Raw genomic sequence first — 23,423 nt, forward strand, 5'->3', positions numbered from 1 at the left:
CCTTCTATATCATTATGTAATCTATATAATCATTTCAATATAAGACTACTAATTATTTATATCATATAGTTATACTATAATAAAGAATTAATAAAACTTATTTTTCAAATAACATTTCAAATAACTTAAATTTAAACTTAATTTTATTATTTTTAATCTTTTCTTTTTTATTATTACCCTCTAATTTCTCTACTACTTCTGTAGAATCTATAGCATCCTTAGTCCCATCAACAAAACAAAGCGGAGGAAACATAACGCACCACCAATTTTCACCCTTAGCTTCTCCAATAAGAATTCTGTATGCTTCGTACTCTCCTTGAGGAAATACTACATCTCCATAAATCTTATCTGGAAAGTTTTCCCTAGATAAAGAGCTAGTCACATTATAATCATATCCATTTTCAATAATAACAGACTTTGCAATACTCTCTATATTACTTTTATTCTCTATAATAAATTTCCTGGATTCCTCTAAGCTATTACTTTCCTTCAAACTATTAGATACAAATTCTATTGCTTTATCTCGTACTTTCAACTTCAGAGCTTGGTCTTCATCAGTATTACTATTTGCAATTACATGAAATCTAATTATTTCGTTAGCTATGTCCTCATAAACTAATTCTTTCATAGAATTAGAATCTTCTATCAATTTACCGCTTGTACAACTTTTTAAATTTAGAGCACATATTAATAATAAAACTATACATATCTTATTTTTCATACTAAAACCCCCTTATAGCTATAATTATTGCCAATTCTAGGAGGTTTATACTTATCTTTTAAATAGTTCTTGTAATAAATACATCATTATATTTTAATTTCATTTTTTCAAAACATCTTTGCGCTTTAAACATATCATCAAAGAAAGCAAAAACAGTCGGTCCACTTCCACTCATCATTGCTCCAATTGATCCTAAAGCTTTCATTTCTTCTTTAATGTTTATTAGTACTTTATGTTTTCTTAATGTAACATTTTCTAGTAAATTCTTCATATTATTAGAAACTAACTTCAAATCATCCTCTTCAATAGCTTTAATTAACATCTCAGTATTAGGATGACTTCTAACTTTTGATAAATCAAACTCTTGATAAACACTTTTAGTAGAAACTCCAAAAGGTGGTTTAACTAAAACTAAAATCTTATCTTTAAAATTCTTTAATTCTGTTACTTTTTCTCCAATTCCTGTACACAAGGCAGTCCCACCCTTAATACAGTATGGAACATCAGCACCTAGTTCTAAACCAAGCTCCATTAATTCTTCGTCACTTGCTTCAACTCCAAAAATCTTATTCATAGCCTTTAATACTGCAGCACCATCTGTACTTCCACCAGCTAATCCAGCACAAACTGGAATATTCTTTTTAATACTTATATTAACTCCACCGTTAATTTTGTACTTTTCCATAAATAATTTAGCTGCTTTATAAGCTAGATTTCTTTCATCAGTAGGAACATAAGTTTTATTGCACTTAATAGTAATATCTTTATTTTGTTTTTCTATGTTTAATTCATCATATAAATCTATGGATTGCATTATCATTTCTAATAAATGATATCCATCTTCTCTTTTACCAACTATATCTAAGGATATATTAACCTTAGCATAAGCCTTAATTCTCATATATATATTTCCTTTCATTTTTTAACTACTGTTATTGCACAATGCAAAATTAAAGAGGTGCTATCGCACAATGTAAAATTAATAAGAAAAAATGTAAAATTAAAGAAGAAACTCCACTAGGAGTTTCTGAAAGAATATATATTTTCAGTAATTCCTTTCGAATTACATCAATAATTCTACATTTTTAATAATTTGATTAAAATTTATTTAATAACTCTTTAATTCTTAATTAATTGCTACAACTCTTTTTTTTATTATATATTTTTTTAATAACATAGTAAACTAAAATACTACTCTTTTAATTTAATGCTTTATATTTAGTTTCGTTATTTTCATTATAAAATCTATTATACTCTTCAATTATTTTTACTAATGGATTCATATTTTCGAAGAAAACTATAATAGTATCTCCTTTTTTAGCTATACTAATTGCTTTAACTAATGCTTCCTCCTCATTAAAAATAATTTCATGTTTAGCATTTTTATCCTTGTTTAATAATCCATTTACTATTAAATTAGCTATTTCACCTTGATTTCTTCCTCTTAAGTCTTTATCTTCTTTTATTATTGTATAATTCAAGTGATCAGCACATATACTACCAATTTCTATAGCAGAGTGATCTAATCTATCACCAGGTATTCCAACGATCCCATAAAGCTTTCCTTTATTTAATTCTTTTAATGCTGTTAAAACTGCATTATATCCATCTGCATTATGCCCATAATCTAATACTATATTTATTCCATTTATATCATAACAATTAAATCTTCCAGAATTCTCTTTAGAATTTAATTCATATGTAGTTATTCCATTTTTAATCATACAATAATCTATATTCATAGCCACTAATGCAGCTGTTGCTGATAAAATATTTTCAACATTAAATTTTAGCTTTCCATTTAAGGTAATTGGTATTTCTTTAACATTGCATATTAAATGCTTTTTATTTTTATTTAACACAATAATATTGTCATCTTCTAAATATACATATATATCATCAATATTATTATTCTTCAATATTTTATTATTAGAATTAAGAGTAAAAAAAACTTTCCTTGACTTTAATCTATCTAAAATACTAATACTCCATTTGTCGTCTGCATTAATTACTACATAACCATTTTCTTTCACAGCTTCTCCCACTAAAGCTTTTACATAACAAAGCTCTTCCATAGAATTTATGTTATCAATACCCAAGTGGTCTTCTCTAATATTGGTTATTACCGCTACGTCTGCTTCTTCATAAGCTAAACCTTTTCTAATAATTCCTCCTCTAGCTGTTTCTAATACAGCAATATCAACATCTGGATTTAATAAAATAGATTTTGCACTATTAAAGCCAGTATCATCTCCAATATCTATACATTCATTATTTACAAATATTCCACTACTATTTGTCATTCCAACACAGTATCCCATTTTTGAAAGTGTATGACTAATTAATCTTGTTGTAGTAGTTTTACCATTAGTCCCAGTAATAGCTATAACAGGAATATTGTGAGGCTTGTTATCATATAACATATTCACTATTTCTTTTGCAACATTTCTACTATTACCTTTACTAGGATTTATATGCATTCTTAAACCAGGAGCAGCATTAACTTCCATTATTACTCCATTATTGTATAAAGATTTAGATATATCTTCACTACATATATCTATACCACATATATCTAATCTCAATGCTTTTGCAACTCTTATACATAAATCAATATTTTCACTACAAATTTCTTCTGTACAATCTATTGCTTCTCCTCCAGTAGATAAATTGGCATTTCTTCTTAAATATATTTTGTTACCTTTTTCTAGTACATCAGTTAAAGATTTACCTTGCTCAGCAATGCAATTAATAACTTCATCATCTATCCTCACTTTAGTTAAAGGTTTTTCATGATCATCTCCACGTGATGAATCTTCATTCAACCTATTAATAAGTTCAATTATTGTGTCTATGTTGTTTCCTATTATAACTGGAGGAACTCTAAGGGAAACTGCAACTACTTTATAGTTAACCATACAAACTCTATAGTCATTACCCTTATAGTATTTTTCAACAAGCAAATCTTTAAATTTATTCTTCAACTTTTTATATGCAACTAATAATTCTTTTTCATTTTTTATATTTAAAATTACTCCATTACCTTTATTGCCATATTGCGGCTTAATAACTACAGGATAACCAATATCTTCGGCTTCTTTTAATAAATTTATAATATTCTTTACTTTATTACCTTTAGCAACTGGAATATTATGCATTCTTAGTATTTCCTTTGTAACAAGCTTATCACAAGCAATATCTACTGATACGCATTTAGTATTATGACCTATAGAATTTTCAATTATTTTACCTTGTTTTCCATATCCTATTTGATAAAAATCTTGATTTCCAAAATCTATTACTGGAAGACCTATTTCTTTAGCATAATCACATATGGATTTAGTGCTAGGTCCTAAAAGCTCATTTTTTAATACTTCTCTTAAACAATCTAGTCTTTCTTCATAATTTATAGGAATTTTTTTTATTAAGGAATTTACAATGTCTAAAGCTAACTTTGCTGACTCTATAGCTGTATTCTCATAAAGGTATTGAAAAATAATATAATAATGATCATTTTTAACTTCTCTAGCCTTTCCATAAGCCACATCTATTCCTATTTTATTTTGGATAGCTATTATTATGTGTTCACATATATGAGCTAAATATGTTCCTTCATTAAGCCTTTTTATAAATCCTTCATCCTCATCAATGCCACATCTATGACTTTTTAACTCTGGAATCATACTAACCAAATTAAAATTAAAATCTTCAATGCATTTACTTGGAATTTCACAATAACCTTCCAAGTCAACATCTAGTCTAATACACTTCTTATGGGAATAGATATTTTTCCCTTTAAAGACTTTGGTCTCAGTTACTCTCATTTTTACACTTATCCTCCTCAAAAGGCTTCTTAATTAGAAGATTATATTTATCTCCTTCTTTTAGTACATGTAGATTAACATTAAACATACTTAACACTTCATCATAATTTTGTTCAGATACATTACTATAAGTAATATTTCTAGCATCTAAAAAGTAAACAGCTCCACTTCCAATGACTTGAGCATCTCCATTATCTCTAACTACCAATGCAGTATCTTCATCTATTCCGATGCCAAGGACTTCTGGATTTTGTGCAATTCCAGTTAGTAGTCTCCCTATCCTTCCTCTTTGAGCGAAGTGTTGATCTATCATTACCCCCTCTATTAACCCTAAGCCAGGAGCCATTTTTAAAGTGCACTTTCTTGGTGATTCATCATCTTCACCCTTAACAACCATAGTTTCACTCATTACTGATGCACCTGCAGAAGTACCAACCATAATACATCCATTTTGTATTGATTCTTTTAAAGTATCATAAATTAAAGTACCTCCAATTAAGCTTGTTATTCTTAATTGATCACCACCTGTAAAAAATATAAGAGCTGCTTCTCTTATTAAATCAATATTATTTGGGATTAAAGAATCTTCTCTAGTTTCAATATTTAATCCTTTTATGTTTTTAACTCCTAATCCACTAAATATTTTCCTATATTTCTCAAAGGCTTCTTTAGGATATTCAGTAGCTACTGTTGCAATTATTATAATATCTTCTTCTTTATTAATGGAATTACAAACTTTTTTTAATATTTCTTTATCTCCCTCTTTATCTTCTGCTCCCCCTATAATAATTAAGTCTCCCTTTATTTTTTCTGCCATTTTCTCACCTCTTATCATGCATTTTTTATTTTATCCATGAAAAGTTGATATTATTCATATGAAGTTACTGATAATCCTATACTACAAATGTATCTATTACAAAAAAAATAAGGAACTGTCTTAATAACAGCTCCTTTATTTTTAAAATATAGCTCTTCCCGGAATTATAAGCTTACATCCTGGTTTAATATTTTCTTCTTCATTTAAATCATTTAACTTTTCAAGTTCTGCAACAGTAGTATTGTACTTCTTTGCTAAATCCCATAATGTTTCTCCTTCATCAACTACATATATAGTTACTGATGCCTTTTTTTCTTTTACTTCTCCAACACCTTCATTAACATCCTTTATATAGTTTTTGTTAATTTTATAATAAGCTTTAATATTTAAACCAACTGTTGCTCTTACAGAAACTGCATTTCCTTCTATATTAGTATCTATATTTTCTAAATAAGGATTAATTATAACACTCATATCTTTTCTCAATCCTCTAATATCTATAGATGTATTAAAAGGTATGCTTCCACTTAGTATTCCATAATTTAAATCTTCTCCAGCAAGTCTATAAATTATATTGGTCTTAGCTAATCCTTCTACTTTTACTCTCTCATCTTCAATAATTTTATCTTTTATTATAGGATGTCCAGTAACTGCTATTACTTCTCCTACTCTTTCATCTTTATCTTCAATTGCAAAAGTTTCTTTAGCCATTACTTCGGAATTTGCTATAGAATGAATTAATGTAAATTCTTTATTTGCATTTTCTAATTCTATATTCATAGTTGGTGAATATGCATCCTTCAAAATCTCTACTTTTTCATTAGAATAAACTTTCACATTTCCTTTTACCAAAAATTCCACATTAACTATTCTATTTTCCCCAACATCATCTAAATTAATTGCGTGCTGCTCATCTGCTACCATTAGTTCTAATACACTTATCATATCTCCATTTATTCCTGCTAACTCTTCTTCTCTTGATAAATAAACATCATCCTCTAATGATTCAAGTTCTTTATTATCTCTTCCCTTATAAAGTATGGATATCTTACAATAGCATCCTATATAAGCTCTACCATCTACCACTTTAACTTCCTTTTTATGAAGATTCATAGAACACTTTAAAATTTCATCTATTTCAGGTTTATCCATATTAACTTTAATCATAGATTTTCCCATGAAGTCAATATCTTTATCACCTTTAACTCCATTTAATACTTCTTCTTCTTTTTTAATTTGAATATCATCTTTTCCTTCAATATCTTTTACATATTCAAATTCTCCAATTTTATAAATTTTCCACTTTAAAATAATTAATCCATTAATCCCAACTTTTCTTTCATTCATCCAATTTGCTTCAATATGTTCTATATCGCACTCAACATTGCATACTATATTATGTTCATCGTTATTAAGATCTAGATAATTTGAGAACTTATCATTAAAGACAACTGCATGTATCTTATTAGCTGGTGAATCTAAACTTGACTCATCTTTAGATAAATAAAAAACAATGTAATCTAAACTCCCTTCTACGATAACTTTCTCACCTAATACTTCTTTATTAGTTATAGTTGCTTTAACATCTACTCCTAACACTTCCTTCATATCAGGATATTGTGAATCTCTTAATAAATACTCTCCTTTTATTGATTGATTAGCTGAACCTTCCCTTAGTAATTGTTCATATCGAATACTTTCTCTTATAACATCTACTTGTGACATATAAACCCTCCCACATAATTCCTATTAATAAATATATTTCTAACCATATATATTTATTCAAGAATTGTCTTATTGTTTCTAAAAGATAGTATGCAAATTTCAACATTTATCTTACTCTTTTTTACATAAAAGGTTACTTTGATTAATCAGTTGTCGAATTATATATTTAAAATTATATTATTTTACTTTTTCTCTAATTTTTTTAAATAATATGTTGACATTACTCAAAATATGTCGTATTATAAATTTGGTTATTGACCATATAACCTCTCATAAATTCTCAATACCCTTTTATACCATAGTTGAAAGATGGAAACCCACCATCTTTCTTTTTTATACATTTATAACATAAAAATAGAGCCCTTATTTATGAGCTCTACTTTCTATAATGCAAAATATAATTGAACTGTCTTTGTTAATACATCCGAATAACTATATGTTACCATTCTAGGAACATCATTATCTAATCTAACTACAAAAATACTTGGATGTGCACTTTCTATTACTCCGTTGTTTACTAGGATCTTTTTTCTTCCACCGTTTGCCTTTAAAGTTACTTTTTCTCCTATATGATTTTCAATATTTCTCTTTATGGACGCGATAGTCTTTACATTTTCCACATAAACACCTTCTTTCTTCATTATATTATACACCCAAACCCATATATTGTCAAGCAAAAATTATTATTTTACCACCTTAAATACTAATTGTCAATGTAAACTTTTCCCTTTTTATAGTTGTTTCATTCATTTATTATTATTTCTATTTTCTAGTTTTTTATTCATATTTTATATAATCTTTCACTTTAAATATAAGGTGATCTAGGATATCCTTCTCTATACTTTCCTCTAGTTTGTAATCCACCGATCCCCTTAATACCAGTTATAGTGTTGTCAATAACATCTGTTATTGATACTACTTTATCTATTCTTGTATAAGCTATTTTTTCACAGACTAAAACAGGATCTAAACAATGTATTAATACTCTATTTGGAGAGCTTGCAAAGTTAGCACCTGCATCTAGCATACATTCATAACAACTCTGACAAGCTCCTGCAAAAATAACTAATTCATCATAACTAGAATTGTAATTTCTCAAAGCTTTAACAGCATCAATATAATGCCTAGAATTCCTATAATTGTCCAAATTCAAATAATCATCTGGAGTTCTAAGAACACTATCATGACCTGTTAAAACAACTATATCAGGTTTTATTTCTTTAACTAAATCCACTATAATCTCCGGTTGCTTTTTTTCTGGAATAGCTCTCCCCACAGCCTCTAAAGATAGTTGCTTATATACCTTAAGGCATGTCTCTAAATATTCACTATCTCCATCTATATGAAGTATTTTCCCTGGTCTGCCAAATACTAATTCTTTATTTTGCTGATTTTTTAAAGATTTATTCCCTCTATAAAGGTTATTTAAAACTTTTGTAGCTTCATCATCGCCTCTCATAGAAACTGCCCTTTTTATAGCTTCTTCTACCCTTCTATTAAGTATCTTTTCTTTTGTTCCTGCATATTCATCATCAACCATTTCTAAATCATCTAGTCTAGAATCTGCTATTATTCTTATGCTGATTCCTTTTAAAATATATACTTCCTTCCCTTTAGCATCCTCTTTAATATCTATAATCTTAAAGGTTATATCCTTATCATATGACTTTCTAACTACTAAATCCCCTACTTTCATTTTGTACCTCTTATTTATTATTTTATATTATCTTATGTCGAATTATCTGTATTTGTACTCTAAGAATAGTAAAAAAAGAAGAAACCCCCTAGGAGTTTCTAAAATATATATTTTCAGTAATTCTATATTTTTAATAGGAGCTGTTAAAACAGCCCCTTAATTTGTGATATATTTATTTTCAAATTCTTCTAGGAACTTAAGCATAGCTTCTTGCTCATTAATTATTGATTCTAATTTACTTCCAAAAGTATTTTGCCCCCAGTTAACCTCATTATAATAATATCTATTAGCAAGTCTCCAATATCTTTGTGGAAATTGTAAATAAGCATATAAAACTTTATATTCTATTTCTAATAAAGGTGAAACCTTACTATAAGCATCTATTATAGCTGTTGCAAAGTCTATATCCCAATTAACTCTTTTTAATACTTTCACCATAAAATTTGATATATCAAAAGTTCTAACTTCTCTCTTACAATAATCAAAATCTATTACATTACAGTTATTGTTTTCATCTAATATTATATTATGATAGGTAAAATCATGGTGGCAAAAACTCTTTTCATTTTCAGCTATTTCGCATAACTCAATATATTTGGATTCCTCTAGAGTTTTTAAAGCCTTTTTACCAATTTCCTTATAAAAATCCATTGATTTTATATACAATAAATCAAAGTCATTTTTATTGTTTTTCTTTCTTACCATATCCCTCATCTTATCTAAGGATTTAATTCTCTTATTCATTAGATGAGTCCATCTTCCTAGATCACTCTTTAACTTTGAGTTCTCTGGAGGATCATATCCTTTAGATGCTTCATGTAGCATACCTAAAGTACTAGCTGCTAATTTCACTTCTTCTATGTTATGAAAGTCACACTCTCTTCCCTCTATCCATTGAGATAAAGTATAAAGGTCTTCATTTACTAGGGCATATGGTTCCCCATCTATGTTCAAATCATATTTATCAACGGTATTAAAACCATTTTTAATTAGATGTTCCTTAGCTCCGTAAACAAATAATAGTTTCTGAGGTCCATAATTAATCTTCTTTAGGCATTTTTCTCCTTTATTTGTCTTCAGATAATAAACTCCTTTATTGGCTTTTAAAGCTTCAATCTTAATATCAAATTGTCTTTCTATTTCAAATTCTCTCATCATAACTCTCACCCCCTTTTTATTTATATGACTATATTTATTCTTTTATTAACATTTTATTCCTAAGTTTAATATAATAAATTAAAAACAATTAGAAAGGATTAAATCATGAAGATAGGCATAGATGGTAGAGCTGCAAAATGGTATAGGGGAACTGGTATAGGAACATACACATATCAAATTATTAATAGTATTAATAAAGTAGATAATTCTAATGATTACTTAGTTTTTTTACCTGAAAATTCAGCTCTAGATTTAAGTGATAATTTTAATATTGAGCTAGTTAGAGCTACAACTTCATCAAATTTTTGGGACGAAGTTAGGGTGCCAAATATTATAGAAGATAATAATCTAGACCTTTATCATGTGCCTCAAAATGGAGTTGGACTATATACTAATATTAATTGTCACAAAGCTATTACGTTGCATGATATAATCCCATTGAGAATGCCAGAAACAGTTAGTGATCGTTATTTATATATATTTAATAATGAGCTTCCTAAAATTATTAACAATTGCGATGGAATATTAACAGTTTCTGAATTTTCAAAGCAAGATATAGCAAAAGAATTTAACTTTCCAGAAGATAAAATTTTTGTTACTCATCTTGCTGCTGAGGATATATATAGGCCTTTAGATAAGTGTCAATGCAAAAAAATAATAGAAAAAGAATATAATATTAAAGATGATTTTATACTTTATGTAGGGGGATTTAGTCCTAGAAAAAATATTGTAGGATTAATTGAAGCATTTTCACTTCTATCTAAGGAAATAAGTAAAAATCTAAAATTAGTCATTACAGGTAAAAAAGGAATTTCATATAGCATTTATAAAAAGAGAGCAATAGATCTTCATATAGAGGATGCTGTAATCTTTACAGATTTTATTCCACTTGAAAAACTACCCATTTTTTATAATGCCTCAAAATTGCTAGCCTACCCTTCCTTCTATGAAGGTTTTGGTCTGCCTCCTTTAGAAGCTATGGCTTGTGGTACACCAGTTATTTCTTCTAATGTAACTTCTCTTTCAGAAATATGTAATGATTCTGCTTTATTAATTAACCCATATGATATTAATGAACTTAAGAATTCCATAGAAATGGTGTTGAAAGATGATTTATTAAGAATGAGTATGGTTAGTAAAGGACTTATTCAAAGCTCTAAGTATTCTTGGAATATAACAGCAAAGTCTACAATACAAGCTTATGAAAAAATAATCAAGTTTTAAAGGAACCGCCTAAGCCGCTCCAACTTAAAAATATAGAATGCAAAATGCAGAATTATTGATATAATTTAAAACAAATTACTAAAAATATATTTATTTTAGAAACTCCTCAGGGAGTTTCTTCTTTAATTTTAAATTTTTCATTATTCATTCTGCATTGCATAACAATCCTTTATCTAATTAATAAAAATATTGACTAAAATCTGTAATGAATCTACTAATAAATTCCTCTCTATATAATTCATTGTTTATTTTATCCTTTAACCTATTTAGGAAAACCTCATATTCCCACTTCTTCTGTCTATAATAATAATCTCTTACTATAGTTGTAAAATCCTTTGGAAAACTTAAGATAGCATATATTAATTTAATTTCATCTTTACTTAATTCATCTATGGAATTATATGATTCTAAAATTAATTTAAAGGTATCAATATCATAATAAGTATTTTTAATAACCTTAATTACAAAATTCGCTATATCTACAGCCCTAGTATCTATTTTGCAATAGTCAAAATCTATAATTTTAATTTCGTTTCCATCTACAATAAAATTATGATGTGCTAAATCATTATGACATAATACCCTCTTCTTATAATCTTCTAGTAAATTATTATAATTACACATTGCAATAAGTTCTATAGACTTTCGTATTTCATTTATATGCTTATCCACATTTTCTAAAAACAAAATATCGAAATCTAACTTATGTCTAAATTTCAATACATATTCTTTAATATTAATAAGATCTTCCTTAGCTTTGTTAAATTGATAAGGTAAATATTCTCCTAAATTTCCTTTAACTGTGTCTGTACTTAAAGCATTAAAAATTCCTATAGATGCTAAATGCATATTTGCCATAGCTTTAGTACATAATTCAACTTCTACAGGATTGCTAAATGTAGCTTCTCGCCCTTCTATCATATTTAAAATCACATAAATATTTTCTCCAGATTTATAAATGAATTTTCCATTCTTATCTTCATAATAACTAAGTAAATTTTTATATTCTTTAGAAGAATAATTCAATGCTTTATTTATAAAATTTATTCTTTGTTCTGATGAATCTGTAAGTTTTAATATCTTTTTCCCTTCATTTGTTAATAGCACAAAAACCTTTCTTAAAGGTATTATATCTTCAACCTTAAAGTCTAGCTTATTAAAAAATTCCTCCCTTAAGTCATACTTACATAAAATATCATTATCTATATATCTAAATTTATTCATATTGCCTCCCATATCTAAATAATTATACTATTACTATCTAAGGTTCTAGCCCTGTTTAAGCTTTCTAACAATTCTGTATCCTCAACATTTAACTTCCCTAAAATATACTTTTCAATTATCCTAAACTCTTCATTTGGATAAGATACTAGAGCTTTTAAGTACTCTTTGCTATACTCTCCAAGTTTGGTAATACTAATATAGTAATTTATAATATCCTCTATATCTAAATTTACTTCTCGCCTCTTAATCTTTTTTATATATGAATATATATCATGTTCCTTAAGATTGTAAGTCATATATCTTATAGTTCCTATCTTTATGCTACCATCTTCTTCCACTTTTAAATTTCCTTCATCTACCCTAGTTAGACATACTTCATAATTACTCATACTTCTTTTAATTAATTCTTTAAACCCATTTTTATTTATATGATTTAATGACTTTTTACCTAAATCAATTAATAATTCCCCCCTATTAATTAAATAAAAATCTATAGAATTTAAATTATCCTTATTTTCAATTTCCCTTAAATATTTACTTATCAATATTATTTGAGAATAATACATATTTACTTCCTTCCCAATAGTTGCCCCTATTCTAGGAAATAAATTTTCTTTATACTGCCCAATTTTATTATTAAAAAAAATAATATTTTCAATTTGTTTATATATATTTTTATTATCCTCATTTTTATCCTTAGAAATTTTACTGTTTAAAACATAAATATTTCTATCTTCTAAATAAGAGCTTAATTCTGATTTCTGCATTATTTCACTCCTTAATAAATAAAGCTTTCTAAAAACTTTTCTCTATTGTTTCTATCATTTAAATACTTATTTAATTTATCAACAAGAAAATTTTCACCCCAAGGTTGTTGTTCCCAATAATACTGTAGACCAATTTGCCAAAACCCCTGAGGAAACCTTATAAACCCCTTCATAAGTCTTAATTCACTATCAAATAAACTATGGGTATTAGAATAAGAATTTAATATAATATTAGCTGAATGGTTACTCCATTGCCCATCTTTCATTGTTCTAATTAATAAGGATGCTAAATCATGAATATGGGTGTCTAGTATGCAATAATCAAAATCAATTATATTAATATCCCCACTTTTGCTTATTAAGACATTATGATGTGCATAATCATGGTGACAGAATCCCCTCTTAATCACTTCTTTATTCATTAATTCAATATATTTATTACTCTTTATCTCTTCTATTGCTCTTTTCCCTCTTTCTATTTCTTCATCTATTGATTTTAAATATATTTCATCAAATTTTGATCTATAAGCTTTTTGATAAATTCTCCTTTTAAAATCTAAAATTTCTTCACATCTAGTTTCAAATACCTTTATCCAAGAAAACCAAGCAATTCTAGGTCTCATATTACAGTTTAAGGTAAATCCTTGGCTACAATTATGAAATTCACCCAAAGTTTCAGCTGCTAACTTTAATTCCATAAAGTTTTTGTAGTTACAACTTTTTGAGTCTATCCATTTGTTTAAATAAGCAAAATTATTTCCTAGGACTATATATTCTAAATTATCCTTAGTATTAATTATTTCTGGTATCTTTTTAAAACCTCTTCTTTTTAAATGATTTATTGCTGAAAGAATAAAATAAAAATGAGGATACTGATATTTAATTACTTTAATACCATAATCCCCATCCTTTGTTTTTATCTTATAGCTATTTTTAACCTTCTCTATAGTTTCTATTTCTATTAAATACTTATCCTGAATTTCATTTTTTATATATGAAATCTCCATAGGCTTCTCCTTATGATTTATTCTATGTTATTATATGGTCTTACTTATTTTATTGTGTTTATATCATAGAATTAATTAACTAATAATATCTATAATATAAAGGATAATTTTAGGAGGATTACTATGAAAATTTCCATAGATGCTAGAGGAATAAATTTATATAACGGAACTGGTATAGGAACTTATACTGAAAATTTAGTTAAAGAATTACTTAATATAGATAAAGAAAATGAATTCACTCTTTTTTGGACCGGAAAAAACTATGAAGAATATAAAAAAGATAATTGTAATATAGTCTTTACTTCTAGTAAGCATGGTAACTTTTATGAAAATTATTATTTCCCAAGCTTTATAAAAAGTAATAATATAGACCTTCATCATATTCCACAAAATGGAATGGGCCTTTGTAATAGCTATGATACAAATTCTGTTGTAACTATTCATGATTTAATTCCTTATGTATTACCAGAAACCACTGGCAGAGGATATTTAGAAAGGTTTTTAAGAACTATGCCAAATATAATTGATAAATCAAAGGGAATTTTAACTGTATCTGAGTATTCTAAGAAGGATATATTGAAATTTTTTAATCATATTCCTGAAGAAAAAGTACATGTTACACCTTTAGCTGCAAATTCTAATTTTAAGCCATTAGAGAAAGATATCTGTAAGAAAAGCATACAAAAAAGATTTAATTTTTCAAAAGACTATATTTTATACATAGGTGGATTTAGTTCAAGAAAAAATGCTAAGGATTTAATTTTATCCTTCGATAAAATTTATAATGATTTAGAAAAACCTTATGTACTACTTTTAGCTGGATCAGTTAGAGATGAAGGGAAAAAACTTTTAGATTTATCTAAAACATTGAAATATGGAGAAAATATTATCTTTACAGGGTTTATAGAAGATGCCTTATTACCTACACTATATAATGGAGCTGAGGCTTTTGTTTATCCTTCCCTATATGAAGGTTTTGGATTACCACCATTAGAAGCTATGTGTTGTAAGACACCTGTTATAACCTCAAACGTAACCTCCATACCTGAAGTTACTGCTAACTCGTGTTTATTAATAAATCCACTAAATAAAGGAGAATTAGAAGAAGCATTAGTTAATTTACTAAATAATCCTGATTTAAGAAATACGCTATCTAAAAAAGGCTATGAAAGAAGCCTCCAATTTTCATGGAAAAATACTGCCATAAAAACTTTAGAGGCTTACAAAAAAATATACACTTCTTAATTATTATATATATCATTTAATATTTCTTTTAACTTATCGTAATTATTAATTATTGGAGCCCGTTCAACTATATTAACCATTATTAAGAATGGGCTATTTCCATTTATATTATTACTATTAATTTCATTTTCTTTAACATTTAATGAGTATAAAGAGCTTGGAAAGAAACTATTAGCCAAAAGTTCTTTAGCTAATAAATCTTTATTAGTAGCTGCAAAAGACATAAATTCTTTAATTGTTTCTCTATTTTTTCCAGCATTTAAGGCTACTAAGCTTTTCCCTCCTATATCATATAATTTATTTTCACCGATTTTATAACTAGGTGGATTCTTACATAACCATCCTCCTAATTCATTTCCTTTAATAATATCTCTATAAAAATCTAAAGATGCTATTCTATATAAATAATTATTATCTTCAGTAATAAACTCATCTTTATATATATTTTTTATTTCTTTTAATATATCTTCTTTAGTATAAATATTTTCTTTAGAGTCTACTAATTGAGAAGTCATTAATAGTTCTATATTATTTATATCCTTATTTGAGAATACATTAATTTCACCAGAACTTTTAGTTTTAATTTCAATACCTATTTTCACTAAGTCATTCCAAGTATTTAATTCTGAAGCTTCATATCCATACTTATTCAAAATGTCATTTCTAACATATAATGCTATTGGATTAGATTCAAATGGAATTCCATAATAATCATCATTAATTTTAACTTGTTGTAGTCTATTATCTTTAAAATTTTTACTATATGTTTCAATTATATTTTTATTTTCTTCTAAAAAATCTATCTTTTCTTTAATCTTCTCTATTTCTATAAAGTTTAATTCTACTATATTGGGCCAATCTTTTTCATTTAAATTTAGCATTTTATCTAAAAAATTTTCATTTCCTATGTTTATAACCTTTATATTAACTTTTCTATTACTTTCTTTAAAGTCATTAGCAATGTTAAGAAAATAATTATAATTTTCTTCATCTGCCCACACAACTATATCACCTTTTAAATCTTCTCTATTTGACTTAATTAATATTAAATTTATAGAAAAAATAACAAAGAACCCAATTAGTAATAAAATACTTGCTTTTTTCTTAATTTTCATCCTCTCACATCCTAACCTTAAATAAATTATACACTATTTTTTTATTATTTTTAAAATAATAAACTTTGATTTTTATAAATTAATATAATATAATAATCTAATATATAGATTTTAAGATAGGAGATTGATATGCATATTGATAGTTTAAATTATTTTTTTCAGGTTGCTAATTCCAAAAGTATTTCAACTGTTGCAAAAAATGCGCATATTTCACAATCTGCACTTAGCCAGCAAATTTCAAAACTAGAAAACAAACTTAATGTACAACTTTTTAATAGAACAAATAAAGGAGTATCTTTAACTTCTGAAGGTGAAATATTATTCAAATATGCTGAATCAATATTAAATTCTTATAATAAAATGCAAGAAGAATTATTGAATTCTATAAACAAGAAAAAGTATGTATCTATTGAAGCCGTTGAATCCATAGGATTAACACTTTTACCTATGGCTATTTCTAAGTTAAAGAAAAACTTTTCTTCTTATACAATTAACCTTAACACCTTAGATTGTTGCTCAAAGGCTAATTTATCTAACAATTTATGTGATATTTTTATTTGCTATACAAAACCTGAAAGTACTAATAACTTAAATACAAAACTAATTGGTTATGATGAAATACTTTTAGTAGCTAGTAAAAACTTCCCAGTTAATTCTATAAAAAGAGATGAAATTTTTGATCTTCCTTTAATATTATCTTCTGATAAAAACTGCTTAAAGGATTTATTATGTAATGAATTTAATTATAGCAATAAAATTTTTGATTCTTCAAATATCTTATATAGTACTAATTCGTATTTTTCTGCTTTAAAAGGTGTTTCTTCTAGTAAAGCTGCTACTTTTATTCCTGCTAGTATATATAATAATTATAATTCATTACCCGATATTAAAATAATCAAAATTAATGATTTATCTATTAAACTTCCAATATATATTAATTATTTAGATTCATTTTATAAGATTCACTCTGAATTTGTTAAAACTTTAAAAAACACACTAAAGGGTTACTTAAATTAAGTAACCCTTTAATATGTCCTTTTTAATAACCAAGTAGCAATTTCTTTTAATACAACTTTATAATTGTTATTTGGTAATTTATCTATGCCCTTAAAGCACTTATTAACATATTTTTCAGCTAATTCCTTAGCCATCTCTATTCCATTATTAGCTCTAACTAAGTCAATAATTTCAATTACATCATTTTCATCGTAATAGTCTTTTCCCAGAACATCCTTAAATGCACCTTTATTATTTCTATAAGCATAAATTAAAGGAAGAGTATAAATACCTTGTTTTAAATCATTTGCTGCAGATTTCTTAATACTTTTATCGTTACCTTCATAATCTAAAATATCATCTATAATTTGAAATGCCATTCCTAAATTATGACCAATATTTCTAAGCTCCTTAGCTACTTTTTCTTCTGCATTGCATTCTGCTGCTCCTAAATATAAAGATATTGAAAATAACTCTGCTGTTTTTCCAGATATTCTACTTAAATAATCCTTAATTGATAATTTCATTGAAAATCTTGAATTTAGCTGATTTACCTCACCCATACAAATCTTTGACATGGCTCTAGAGTCAACTTTTATTGCTTGTAAGGATTCATTTGTTGCTAATATTTTAAAGCATACACAAAAAAGATAGTCTCCTATATATACAGCATAGTCCTTTCCATATTTAGACTGAATAGTTTCTCTTCCTCTTCTAAGCTTTGAGTCATCTATTACATCATCATGAACCAAAGTTGCCATGTGAAGCATTTCTATTACTGCTGCAGTAGGTATTGCCTTGCTTTTATCATTATCACCGAATTTTGATCCTATTAAAACAAAAGCTGGTCTTAGTAATTTACCACCTGATTCAATTAATTCCATTATAGATTTCTCTATTTTCTTATCTTTACATTTTACATTTTTCTTCATTAAATTTAGTACTTCAATAAGCTCTTGTTTTATTTCAGGATATTTATTCCAAACATTATCCATTTTTATTCCACCTTCTTAGTGATTAAAAATCATATATTTATTCTCAATGCATAACTATTTAGCTTTTGAACATTGGAAGTTTCTTTAAGTGTGCTACTGCATAGTTAGCTGTTATACCTATAAAAATACCCGTTCCTATTCCTATAATTGATAATACAGGTAGATATAACATAACACCTATGTTTCTTACTATTAATGAAGCAATTATTAATTGTCCTACATTATGGAATATAGCTCCTGTTGAACTAACCCCAATAATGCTAACCTTATCTTTAAATAATTCTTTTACTAACACCATTGAAAGAAAACTTAATATTCCACCAGCCGCACTATACATGAATGAAGATAAATTTCCTCCAAACATAGTTGATAAAGTAAGCCTCAAAAATAATACTAAAAAAGCATCTTTTTTATTGTCTAGAGTATATAAAGCAATTACAGTAATTAAGTTTGCTAATCCAAGCTTTGCTCCTGGTGTTATAAATGGTACAGGAATCATACGCTCGATTATATGCAAAACTAATGCTTGAGCTACTAGTAATCCTATATATACTATTTTACTAGTTTTTTTCATAGTTTCTCCTTAATATGATAATATAATATCATCTTCTGCTCTTCCTTTAATTTCTATCATAACCTTATGAGGAAGACATACTAAACTCTCTCCAGCTTTTTCAATATATTCTGGATTCATACAAACTTTATCTGGACAGTCAGCTTCTATTATACCTATCTTATTATCTTTTATCTTAATAATATTAACTCCATACTTAGTTTTTACCTCTATGGTTTCTTCGCCTTTATGTTGTGCTAAAGGAATAGTTTTATATAACTTACCAGAAACAGTTATTTCAGCATAGGTATTACTAAATCCCTTGCCAACTGATGCTCCTAATATAATTTCGGGTAAAAATGACAGTATCATCAATACTGCTATTATAACAAAATCTAACTTTTTAAACATAATACTCATCTCCATTATAATGTAATTAATTGAATTCCCATTATAATTTTACAATTTATAAGGTAGAGTAAACTAACTCTACCTTATAATACTTATTATACATATATATTAAACTAATTTCATCATTATTTTACATCTAAATATATTGGTTTTTTCTTTCCATGCCAGAAATTATCTGCCAATTTTGTTATCCAAGGCATAATGTAGTAATCAAGACCAAATGTTCTACCAGCTCCACTCATTAATGCAATTGAACCAAAGAAATACCATAATATATCCCATCCAGCCATAGCACATAAGATAAAGTTAATTACCATACCTGCTGAAACTGCACTCCAGATAAATGTAAATAATCCAGCTATTAAGCATAGACCCATTCCTATTTCTATTAATACAACGATTCTTTGGAACCAAACAGCTACTTCTGGGTTTGGCATCATAATTTCCATTATTGCAGAATACCAACCTGGAATTTCTTTAAATATTGGCGTAGCCCATTCTGTTGCTGCTTCACCAGCACCTGCAGCTGAAGCACCTGATGTAGCATCTTGTAACCATGTAAATGGCATCTTTACATTACCAGCTTTAGTCCAGCTATCAGCACCAATTTCTATGCTCTTAAAGAAGCCCTTAATACTATTAGCATCCCACATCTTATCCCATGTAGATTCTCCTAGTAGTTTCTTTAAACCTTCAATTAACCATAAGCAACCTATATATAATCTTAATGGTACTAACCATAATCTATTTCCCTTAGATGATAAATGTCCTCTCATTACAGATCTTCTATCTTCCATTGTAAAGAACTCATGTTGTAAATAATTATATACAGCATTAATATTGTTTACTCCCCATAAGTAGTACATATTAACTAAATGTTTCATTATCATTGCAAAGAATCCTGATAATTTTATTCCACTTAAGTTAGCAACACAATATCTTCCACCAATTGATACCATAAAACCATGATATTTCCCTTGGAATTTTTCCATTTCTTTATTTTCCATTGAAGCAATTATATTTTTAACTGCAGTATTAGCTGTTTGTTCTGCTGCTTCAACTATTTGAGGAGTACCTTTACCAGGTTCTTCTTCAAAGTAAGCCATATCTCCTACAACAAACACATCTTTCTTTCCTACAGCTTGCATATATTCATTAGTTTGTAATCTTCCTGCTCTAGCTGTTTCTAATCCATACTCTTTAGCATCTTGATTTCCTTGAATTCCACAAGTCCATATTAAAGTTCTTGTACCAATTTTTTCTCCACTCTTTAAAGTTATATTATCTTCACTAACTTCTACTATAGGTGAATTCTTTAATATTTCTATTCCATGTTTAAGCATGTACTTTTCAGCCTTATCAGCTTGTTTTCTATCTAACATATTTAAGATAGTACCCATAGCTTCAACTACTTTTAAAGTAACTTCACTTTCATCTACATTATACTCTCTTGCTAATCTGCTCTTCCATTCTAGAAGTTCTCCAGCCATTTCTATACCAGTAAATCCTGAACCTGCTACTATAAATGTAAGCATTTCTTTTCTCTTAGCAGCATTTCTTTCAAGGCTTGCCTTAGCAAACATATCTTCAATGTGATGTCTTATTCTAAGTGCATCTTCAAATGACCATAGAGTAAATCCATTTTCCTTTACTCCAGGAACACCAAAGAAAGCAGGTTCACTTCCTGTACCTATAATTAGATAATTGTATGAATATTTTCCATTTGTGGTTTTTACAACTTTATTATCTGTATCCACTTTTTCTATAAAATCTGTTACAACTTTAACCTTTGATTTGCCGAAAATTTTACATAATTCAACTTGTACTGATTCAGGGTGAACTCTTCCCCCTGCAACTTCATGTAACTCTGTCATTAATGTGTGAAATGGATTTCTATCTATTAAAGTTATTTCCACATCATCATTTTTCTTATATTTCTTGGCTAATTTCTTTGCAGCATGGACACCACCATATCCTGCACCAAGAACAAGTATCTTGTTTTTTGACATGTTGAACCCTTCCCTTCATTTAAATAATTCTAAAATAGCATATCTAATTCTATACACTATTTATTAATATGTCTATATAATAAAAAATATTTTTTGTTGTTTTTTTAACAATATTTTTTGTTGTTTCTCTTAAACTTCTTTCTCTAAAACCCTTATATTTCCTAAGGTAGAGCCAATTACCCACCATTATTTACTATTAGTTTTTCTTATATATCATAAGTATTTCGAATATCAATTTTGTTTAATTTTGTGTATAATGAATTAGTGATTGAAAACAATTCAACATATTTTAAATAAGTTTAAGGGGGATTTTCTAATGAAATCAAGAAGAGTTATAAGCTTATTAGCAGTTGCTGCTTTAGCTACTACTGTATTTGTAGGATGTGGTAATAAAGAAGAAGCTAAAGAAGCAGGATTAAAGAATGGCACATACAAAGCTGAATCTGAAAAAGACGAAAGAGGCTATGTTGCTTCAATAGAAATAGAAGTTAAAGATGGAAAAATTGCTACAGTTAAGTACGATGAAGTTGGAGAAAAGGGAAGCAAGTTAGCTGATGCTGACTACAATGCAAACATGAAAGCTAAAAGTGGTACAAACCCAGAAGAAGCTTTCCCAGCTTTAGAAAAAGCTTTAGTTGAAAAGCAAGATGTTGCTGGTGTTGATGTTATAACAGGTGCTACTCACACTACAGAAAAATTCAAAACTTTAGCTGAAGAAGCTTTAGCAAAAGCTAAGTAATATTTATTATTAAGATAAGGACTTTAGGCTCTCGCCTAAAGTCTTTTGTTATTTTTTATTTTTTTACTTATAATAATATTATTATTATTAATTAGGAGGATCTTTATGTCAAAAAAAATACTAAAAAATCTTGTTTTTTCATTTTTGTTGATTTTTTCCCTTTCTCTTTTATCTGGCTGTTCGAAAAATAACACAACCTCTGAGCCATTGTCAAAAAGTGAACTATTAATGGGAACTGTAGTTACCGTAACTCTTTATGACAGTAATGATGAAGAAATTTTAAATAAAGTATTTAATAAAGTTAAAGAACTTGAATCTACTTTAAGTATTAATGAAAATGGTACTTTAGTAGATAAAATAAATGAAGAAGCCGGTATAAATCCTGTAAAGGTAGATGAGGATACGTATACTGTTGTGAAAAAAGGTATAGAGTACTCAAAGCTTTCAAATGGATTATTTGATATTTCAGTAGGTCCAATAGTAAAGCTTTGGAATATAGGCCTTCCTGAGGCTAAAGTCCCAACTCAAGAAGAAATCCATGAAAGACTTCCTTTAATTGGCTATAATGATATTGAACTTAATGATACTGATAAAACTATTTACTTAAAAAGAAAAGGTATGATTATAGATTTAGGTGGTATAGCTAAAGGATATACAGCTGACGTAATTTCAGATATATTAACTGAAGAAGGTGTCAATAGTGCTATTATAAACTTAGGTGGAAATATATTTGCTCATGGTAAAAAACCTAATGGAGATGAATGGAAAATAGGCATTCAAGATCCATTTTCTGAGCGTGGTGGTATTATAGGTACTCTTGTTACTAGTAATAAATCAATAGTTACTTCTGGAATTTATGAAAGATATATTGAAAAAGACGGAGTTAAATATCATCATATTTTAAGTCCTAAAACTGGTTATCCATATGACAATGAAGTTGCAGGTATTACTATAGCAAGTGATAAATCTACTGATGGAGATGCATTATCTACTTCAGTATTTGCTATGGGAGTTGAAGAAGGCATGAAATTTGTTAATTCCATAGATGGTATAGATGCTATATTTATAACTAAGGATAATAAAGTTTATATAACTGATGGAATAAGAAATGTATTTACTTTATCTAATAGTGATTTTACCTTAGTTAATTAATACTAATGAATTTAATAAGTATATAGTAATAAAAGAATGTAGGAT

Annotated in this window: 21 protein-coding genes; 5 read left to right on the forward strand and 16 right to left on the reverse strand. The window is 27.3% G+C overall.

Annotated features, from left to right (window positions below; translation table 11 throughout):
• Positions 1–97: 97 nt before the first annotated feature.
• From spoIIR to ACQRD5_RS05245, 8 genes are all read right to left on the reverse strand, one after another.
• A complete protein-coding gene (gene spoIIR, locus ACQRD5_RS05210; protein ID WP_291628122.1) occupies positions 98–721 on the reverse strand; it encodes a stage II sporulation protein R in 624 nt (207 codons plus the stop codon).
• Positions 722–779: 58 nt separating this feature from the next.
• A complete protein-coding gene (gene ispE / locus ACQRD5_RS05215) occupies positions 780–1,622 on the reverse strand; it encodes a 4-(cytidine 5'-diphospho)-2-C-methyl-D-erythritol kinase (RefSeq protein ID WP_291628121.1) in 843 nt (280 codons plus the stop codon).
• Between the two features lie 298 nt (positions 1,623–1,920).
• Positions 1,921–4,545, reverse strand: a complete 2,625-nt coding sequence (cphA, locus tag ACQRD5_RS05220) for a cyanophycin synthetase (protein ID WP_291628120.1) — start codon at positions 4,543–4,545, stop codon at positions 1,921–1,923.
• On the reverse strand, positions 4,532–5,362 hold the full coding sequence (locus tag ACQRD5_RS05225) for a cyanophycinase (RefSeq protein ID WP_291628119.1): 831 nt from the start codon (positions 5,360–5,362) through the stop codon (positions 4,532–4,534). The genes cphA and ACQRD5_RS05225 overlap by 14 nt, the downstream gene beginning before the upstream one ends.
• Before the next feature lie 141 nt (positions 5,363–5,503).
• The gene (locus ACQRD5_RS05230; RefSeq protein WP_291628118.1) at positions 5,504–7,087 is read right to left on the reverse strand and encodes a DUF3794 and LysM peptidoglycan-binding domain-containing protein; all 1,584 of its coding nucleotides are present in this window, start codon (positions 7,085–7,087) and stop codon (positions 5,504–5,506) included.
• 383 nt (positions 7,088–7,470) lie between these two features.
• Positions 7,471–7,707, reverse strand: coding sequence for a Veg family protein (locus ACQRD5_RS05235; protein ID WP_291628182.1), 237 nt, complete (start codon positions 7,705–7,707; stop codon positions 7,471–7,473).
• A 185-nt stretch (positions 7,708–7,892) separates the two neighbouring features.
• Positions 7,893–8,783: a sporulation peptidase YabG gene (gene yabG, locus ACQRD5_RS05240; protein WP_291628117.1), complete on the reverse strand. Its 891-nt coding sequence runs from the start codon at positions 8,781–8,783 to the stop codon at positions 7,893–7,895.
• A 156-nt stretch (positions 8,784–8,939) separates the two neighbouring features.
• Complete coding sequence (locus ACQRD5_RS05245) at positions 8,940–9,941, reverse strand: CotS family spore coat protein (RefSeq protein WP_291628116.1); 1,002 nt, start codon at positions 9,939–9,941, stop codon at positions 8,940–8,942.
• A gap of 105 nt (positions 9,942–10,046) precedes the next feature.
• On the opposite strand from ACQRD5_RS05245, the gene ACQRD5_RS05250 reads away from it, so the two are divergent.
• The gene (locus tag ACQRD5_RS05250) at positions 10,047–11,165 is read left to right on the forward strand and encodes a glycosyltransferase family 4 protein (protein WP_291628115.1); all 1,119 of its coding nucleotides are present in this window, start codon (positions 10,047–10,049) and stop codon (positions 11,163–11,165) included.
• Between the two features lie 177 nt (positions 11,166–11,342).
• Here ACQRD5_RS05250 and ACQRD5_RS05255 read toward each other — a convergent pair whose 3' ends face one another.
• From ACQRD5_RS05255 to ACQRD5_RS05265, 3 genes are read right to left on the reverse strand one after another with little or no spacing between them, the layout of a single operon-like run.
• Positions 11,343–12,389: a CotS family spore coat protein gene (locus ACQRD5_RS05255; RefSeq protein ID WP_291631576.1), complete on the reverse strand. Its 1,047-nt coding sequence runs from the start codon at positions 12,387–12,389 to the stop codon at positions 11,343–11,345.
• A gap of 14 nt (positions 12,390–12,403) precedes the next feature.
• On the reverse strand, positions 12,404–13,156 hold the full coding sequence (locus tag ACQRD5_RS05260) for a hypothetical protein (protein WP_291631577.1): 753 nt from the start codon (positions 13,154–13,156) through the stop codon (positions 12,404–12,406).
• Positions 13,157–13,167: 11 nt separating this feature from the next.
• Complete coding sequence (locus tag ACQRD5_RS05265; RefSeq protein WP_291631578.1) at positions 13,168–14,163, reverse strand: CotS family spore coat protein; 996 nt, start codon at positions 14,161–14,163, stop codon at positions 13,168–13,170.
• A gap of 123 nt (positions 14,164–14,286) precedes the next feature.
• Here ACQRD5_RS05265 and ACQRD5_RS05270 point away from each other — a divergent pair, with 123 nt between their 5' ends.
• A complete protein-coding gene (locus tag ACQRD5_RS05270) occupies positions 14,287–15,408 on the forward strand; it encodes a glycosyltransferase family 4 protein (RefSeq protein ID WP_291631580.1) in 1,122 nt (373 codons plus the stop codon).
• Here the strand turns inward: ACQRD5_RS05270 and ACQRD5_RS05275 are convergent.
• Positions 15,405–16,523: an ABC transporter substrate-binding protein gene (locus ACQRD5_RS05275; protein ID WP_291631582.1), complete on the reverse strand. Its 1,119-nt coding sequence runs from the start codon at positions 16,521–16,523 to the stop codon at positions 15,405–15,407. The two genes, ACQRD5_RS05270 and ACQRD5_RS05275, sit on opposite strands and share 4 nt — an antisense overlap.
• Before the next feature lie 129 nt (positions 16,524–16,652).
• Between ACQRD5_RS05275 and ACQRD5_RS05280 the strand changes: the two genes are divergently transcribed.
• On the forward strand, positions 16,653–17,540 hold the full coding sequence (locus tag ACQRD5_RS05280) for a LysR family transcriptional regulator (RefSeq protein WP_294362962.1): 888 nt from the start codon (positions 16,653–16,655) through the stop codon (positions 17,538–17,540).
• Between the two features lie 8 nt (positions 17,541–17,548).
• On the opposite strand, the gene ACQRD5_RS05285 is transcribed toward ACQRD5_RS05280, so the two are convergent.
• The 4 genes from ACQRD5_RS05285 to ACQRD5_RS05300 all read right to left on the reverse strand — a co-directional run bounded on the left by ACQRD5_RS05285 (position 17,549) and on the right by ACQRD5_RS05300 (position 21,487).
• A complete protein-coding gene (locus tag ACQRD5_RS05285; RefSeq protein WP_294362965.1) occupies positions 17,549–18,514 on the reverse strand; it encodes a polyprenyl synthetase family protein in 966 nt (321 codons plus the stop codon).
• 58 nt (positions 18,515–18,572) lie between these two features.
• A complete protein-coding gene (locus ACQRD5_RS05290; RefSeq protein ID WP_291629828.1) occupies positions 18,573–19,088 on the reverse strand; it encodes a Gx transporter family protein in 516 nt (171 codons plus the stop codon).
• Between the two features lie 9 nt (positions 19,089–19,097).
• Entirely contained in the window at positions 19,098–19,478 is a 381-nt protein-coding gene (locus ACQRD5_RS05295; RefSeq protein WP_291629826.1) for a NusG domain II-containing protein, read from the reverse strand.
• A 125-nt stretch (positions 19,479–19,603) separates the two neighbouring features.
• Positions 19,604–21,487, reverse strand: a complete 1,884-nt coding sequence (locus ACQRD5_RS05300) for an FAD-dependent oxidoreductase (protein WP_320901701.1) — start codon at positions 21,485–21,487, stop codon at positions 19,604–19,606.
• A 316-nt stretch (positions 21,488–21,803) separates the two neighbouring features.
• Here ACQRD5_RS05300 and ACQRD5_RS05305 point away from each other — a divergent pair, with 316 nt between their 5' ends.
• The gene (locus ACQRD5_RS05305) at positions 21,804–22,226 is read left to right on the forward strand and encodes an FMN-binding protein (RefSeq protein WP_291629821.1); all 423 of its coding nucleotides are present in this window, start codon (positions 21,804–21,806) and stop codon (positions 22,224–22,226) included.
• Positions 22,227–22,331: 105 nt separating this feature from the next.
• Positions 22,332–23,378 (forward strand): FAD:protein FMN transferase, encoded by a 1,047-nt coding sequence (locus ACQRD5_RS05310; protein ID WP_320901699.1) that lies wholly within the window; start codon positions 22,332–22,334, stop codon positions 23,376–23,378.
• Positions 23,379–23,423 lie beyond the last annotated feature (45 nt).

The organism is Clostridium sp. SGI.024, from assembly GCF_050315195.1.
GTDB lineage: Bacteria > Bacillota > Clostridia > Clostridiales > Clostridiaceae > Clostridium.

Coding starts and splice junctions, on each gene's coding strand:
- ACQRD5_RS05295 (WP_291629826.1), bottom strand. CDS start 19,478: ATGTTTAAAAAGTTAGATTTTGTTATAATAGCAGTATTGATGATACTG.
- ACQRD5_RS05245 (WP_291628116.1), bottom strand. CDS start 9,941: ATGATGAGAGAATTTGAAATAGAAAGACAATTTGATATTAAGATTGAA.
- ACQRD5_RS05305 (WP_291629821.1), top strand. CDS start 21,804: ATGAAATCAAGAAGAGTTATAAGCTTATTAGCAGTTGCTGCTTTAGCT.
- ispE (WP_291628121.1), bottom strand. CDS start 1,622: ATGAGAATTAAGGCTTATGCTAAGGTTAATATATCCTTAGATATAGTT.
- ACQRD5_RS05255 (WP_291631576.1), bottom strand. CDS start 12,389: ATGAATAAATTTAGATATATAGATAATGATATTTTATGTAAGTATGAC.
- ACQRD5_RS05225 (WP_291628119.1), bottom strand. CDS start 5,362: ATGGCAGAAAAAATAAAGGGAGACTTAATTATTATAGGGGGAGCAGAA.
- ACQRD5_RS05300 (WP_320901701.1), bottom strand. CDS start 21,487: ATGTCAAAAAACAAGATACTTGTTCTTGGTGCAGGATATGGTGGTGTC.
- ACQRD5_RS05290 (WP_291629828.1), bottom strand. CDS start 19,088: ATGAAAAAAACTAGTAAAATAGTATATATAGGATTACTAGTAGCTCAA.
- ACQRD5_RS05250 (WP_291628115.1), top strand. CDS start 10,047: ATGAAGATAGGCATAGATGGTAGAGCTGCAAAATGGTATAGGGGAACT.
- ACQRD5_RS05230 (WP_291628118.1), bottom strand. CDS start 7,087: ATGTCACAAGTAGATGTTATAAGAGAAAGTATTCGATATGAACAATTA.
- ACQRD5_RS05260 (WP_291631577.1), bottom strand. CDS start 13,156: ATGCAGAAATCAGAATTAAGCTCTTATTTAGAAGATAGAAATATTTAT.
- ACQRD5_RS05265 (WP_291631578.1), bottom strand. CDS start 14,163: ATGGAGATTTCATATATAAAAAATGAAATTCAGGATAAGTATTTAATA.
- cphA (WP_291628120.1), bottom strand. CDS start 4,545: ATGAGAGTAACTGAGACCAAAGTCTTTAAAGGGAAAAATATCTATTCC.
- ACQRD5_RS05310 (WP_320901699.1), top strand. CDS start 22,332: ATGTCAAAAAAAATACTAAAAAATCTTGTTTTTTCATTTTTGTTGATT.
- yabG (WP_291628117.1), bottom strand. CDS start 8,783: ATGAAAGTAGGGGATTTAGTAGTTAGAAAGTCATATGATAAGGATATA.
- ACQRD5_RS05280 (WP_294362962.1), top strand. CDS start 16,653: ATGCATATTGATAGTTTAAATTATTTTTTTCAGGTTGCTAATTCCAAA.
- ACQRD5_RS05275 (WP_291631582.1), bottom strand. CDS start 16,523: ATGAAAATTAAGAAAAAAGCAAGTATTTTATTACTAATTGGGTTCTTT.
- ACQRD5_RS05270 (WP_291631580.1), top strand. CDS start 14,287: ATGAAAATTTCCATAGATGCTAGAGGAATAAATTTATATAACGGAACT.
- spoIIR (WP_291628122.1), bottom strand. CDS start 721: ATGAAAAATAAGATATGTATAGTTTTATTATTAATATGTGCTCTAAAT.
- ACQRD5_RS05285 (WP_294362965.1), bottom strand. CDS start 18,514: ATGGATAATGTTTGGAATAAATATCCTGAAATAAAACAAGAGCTTATT.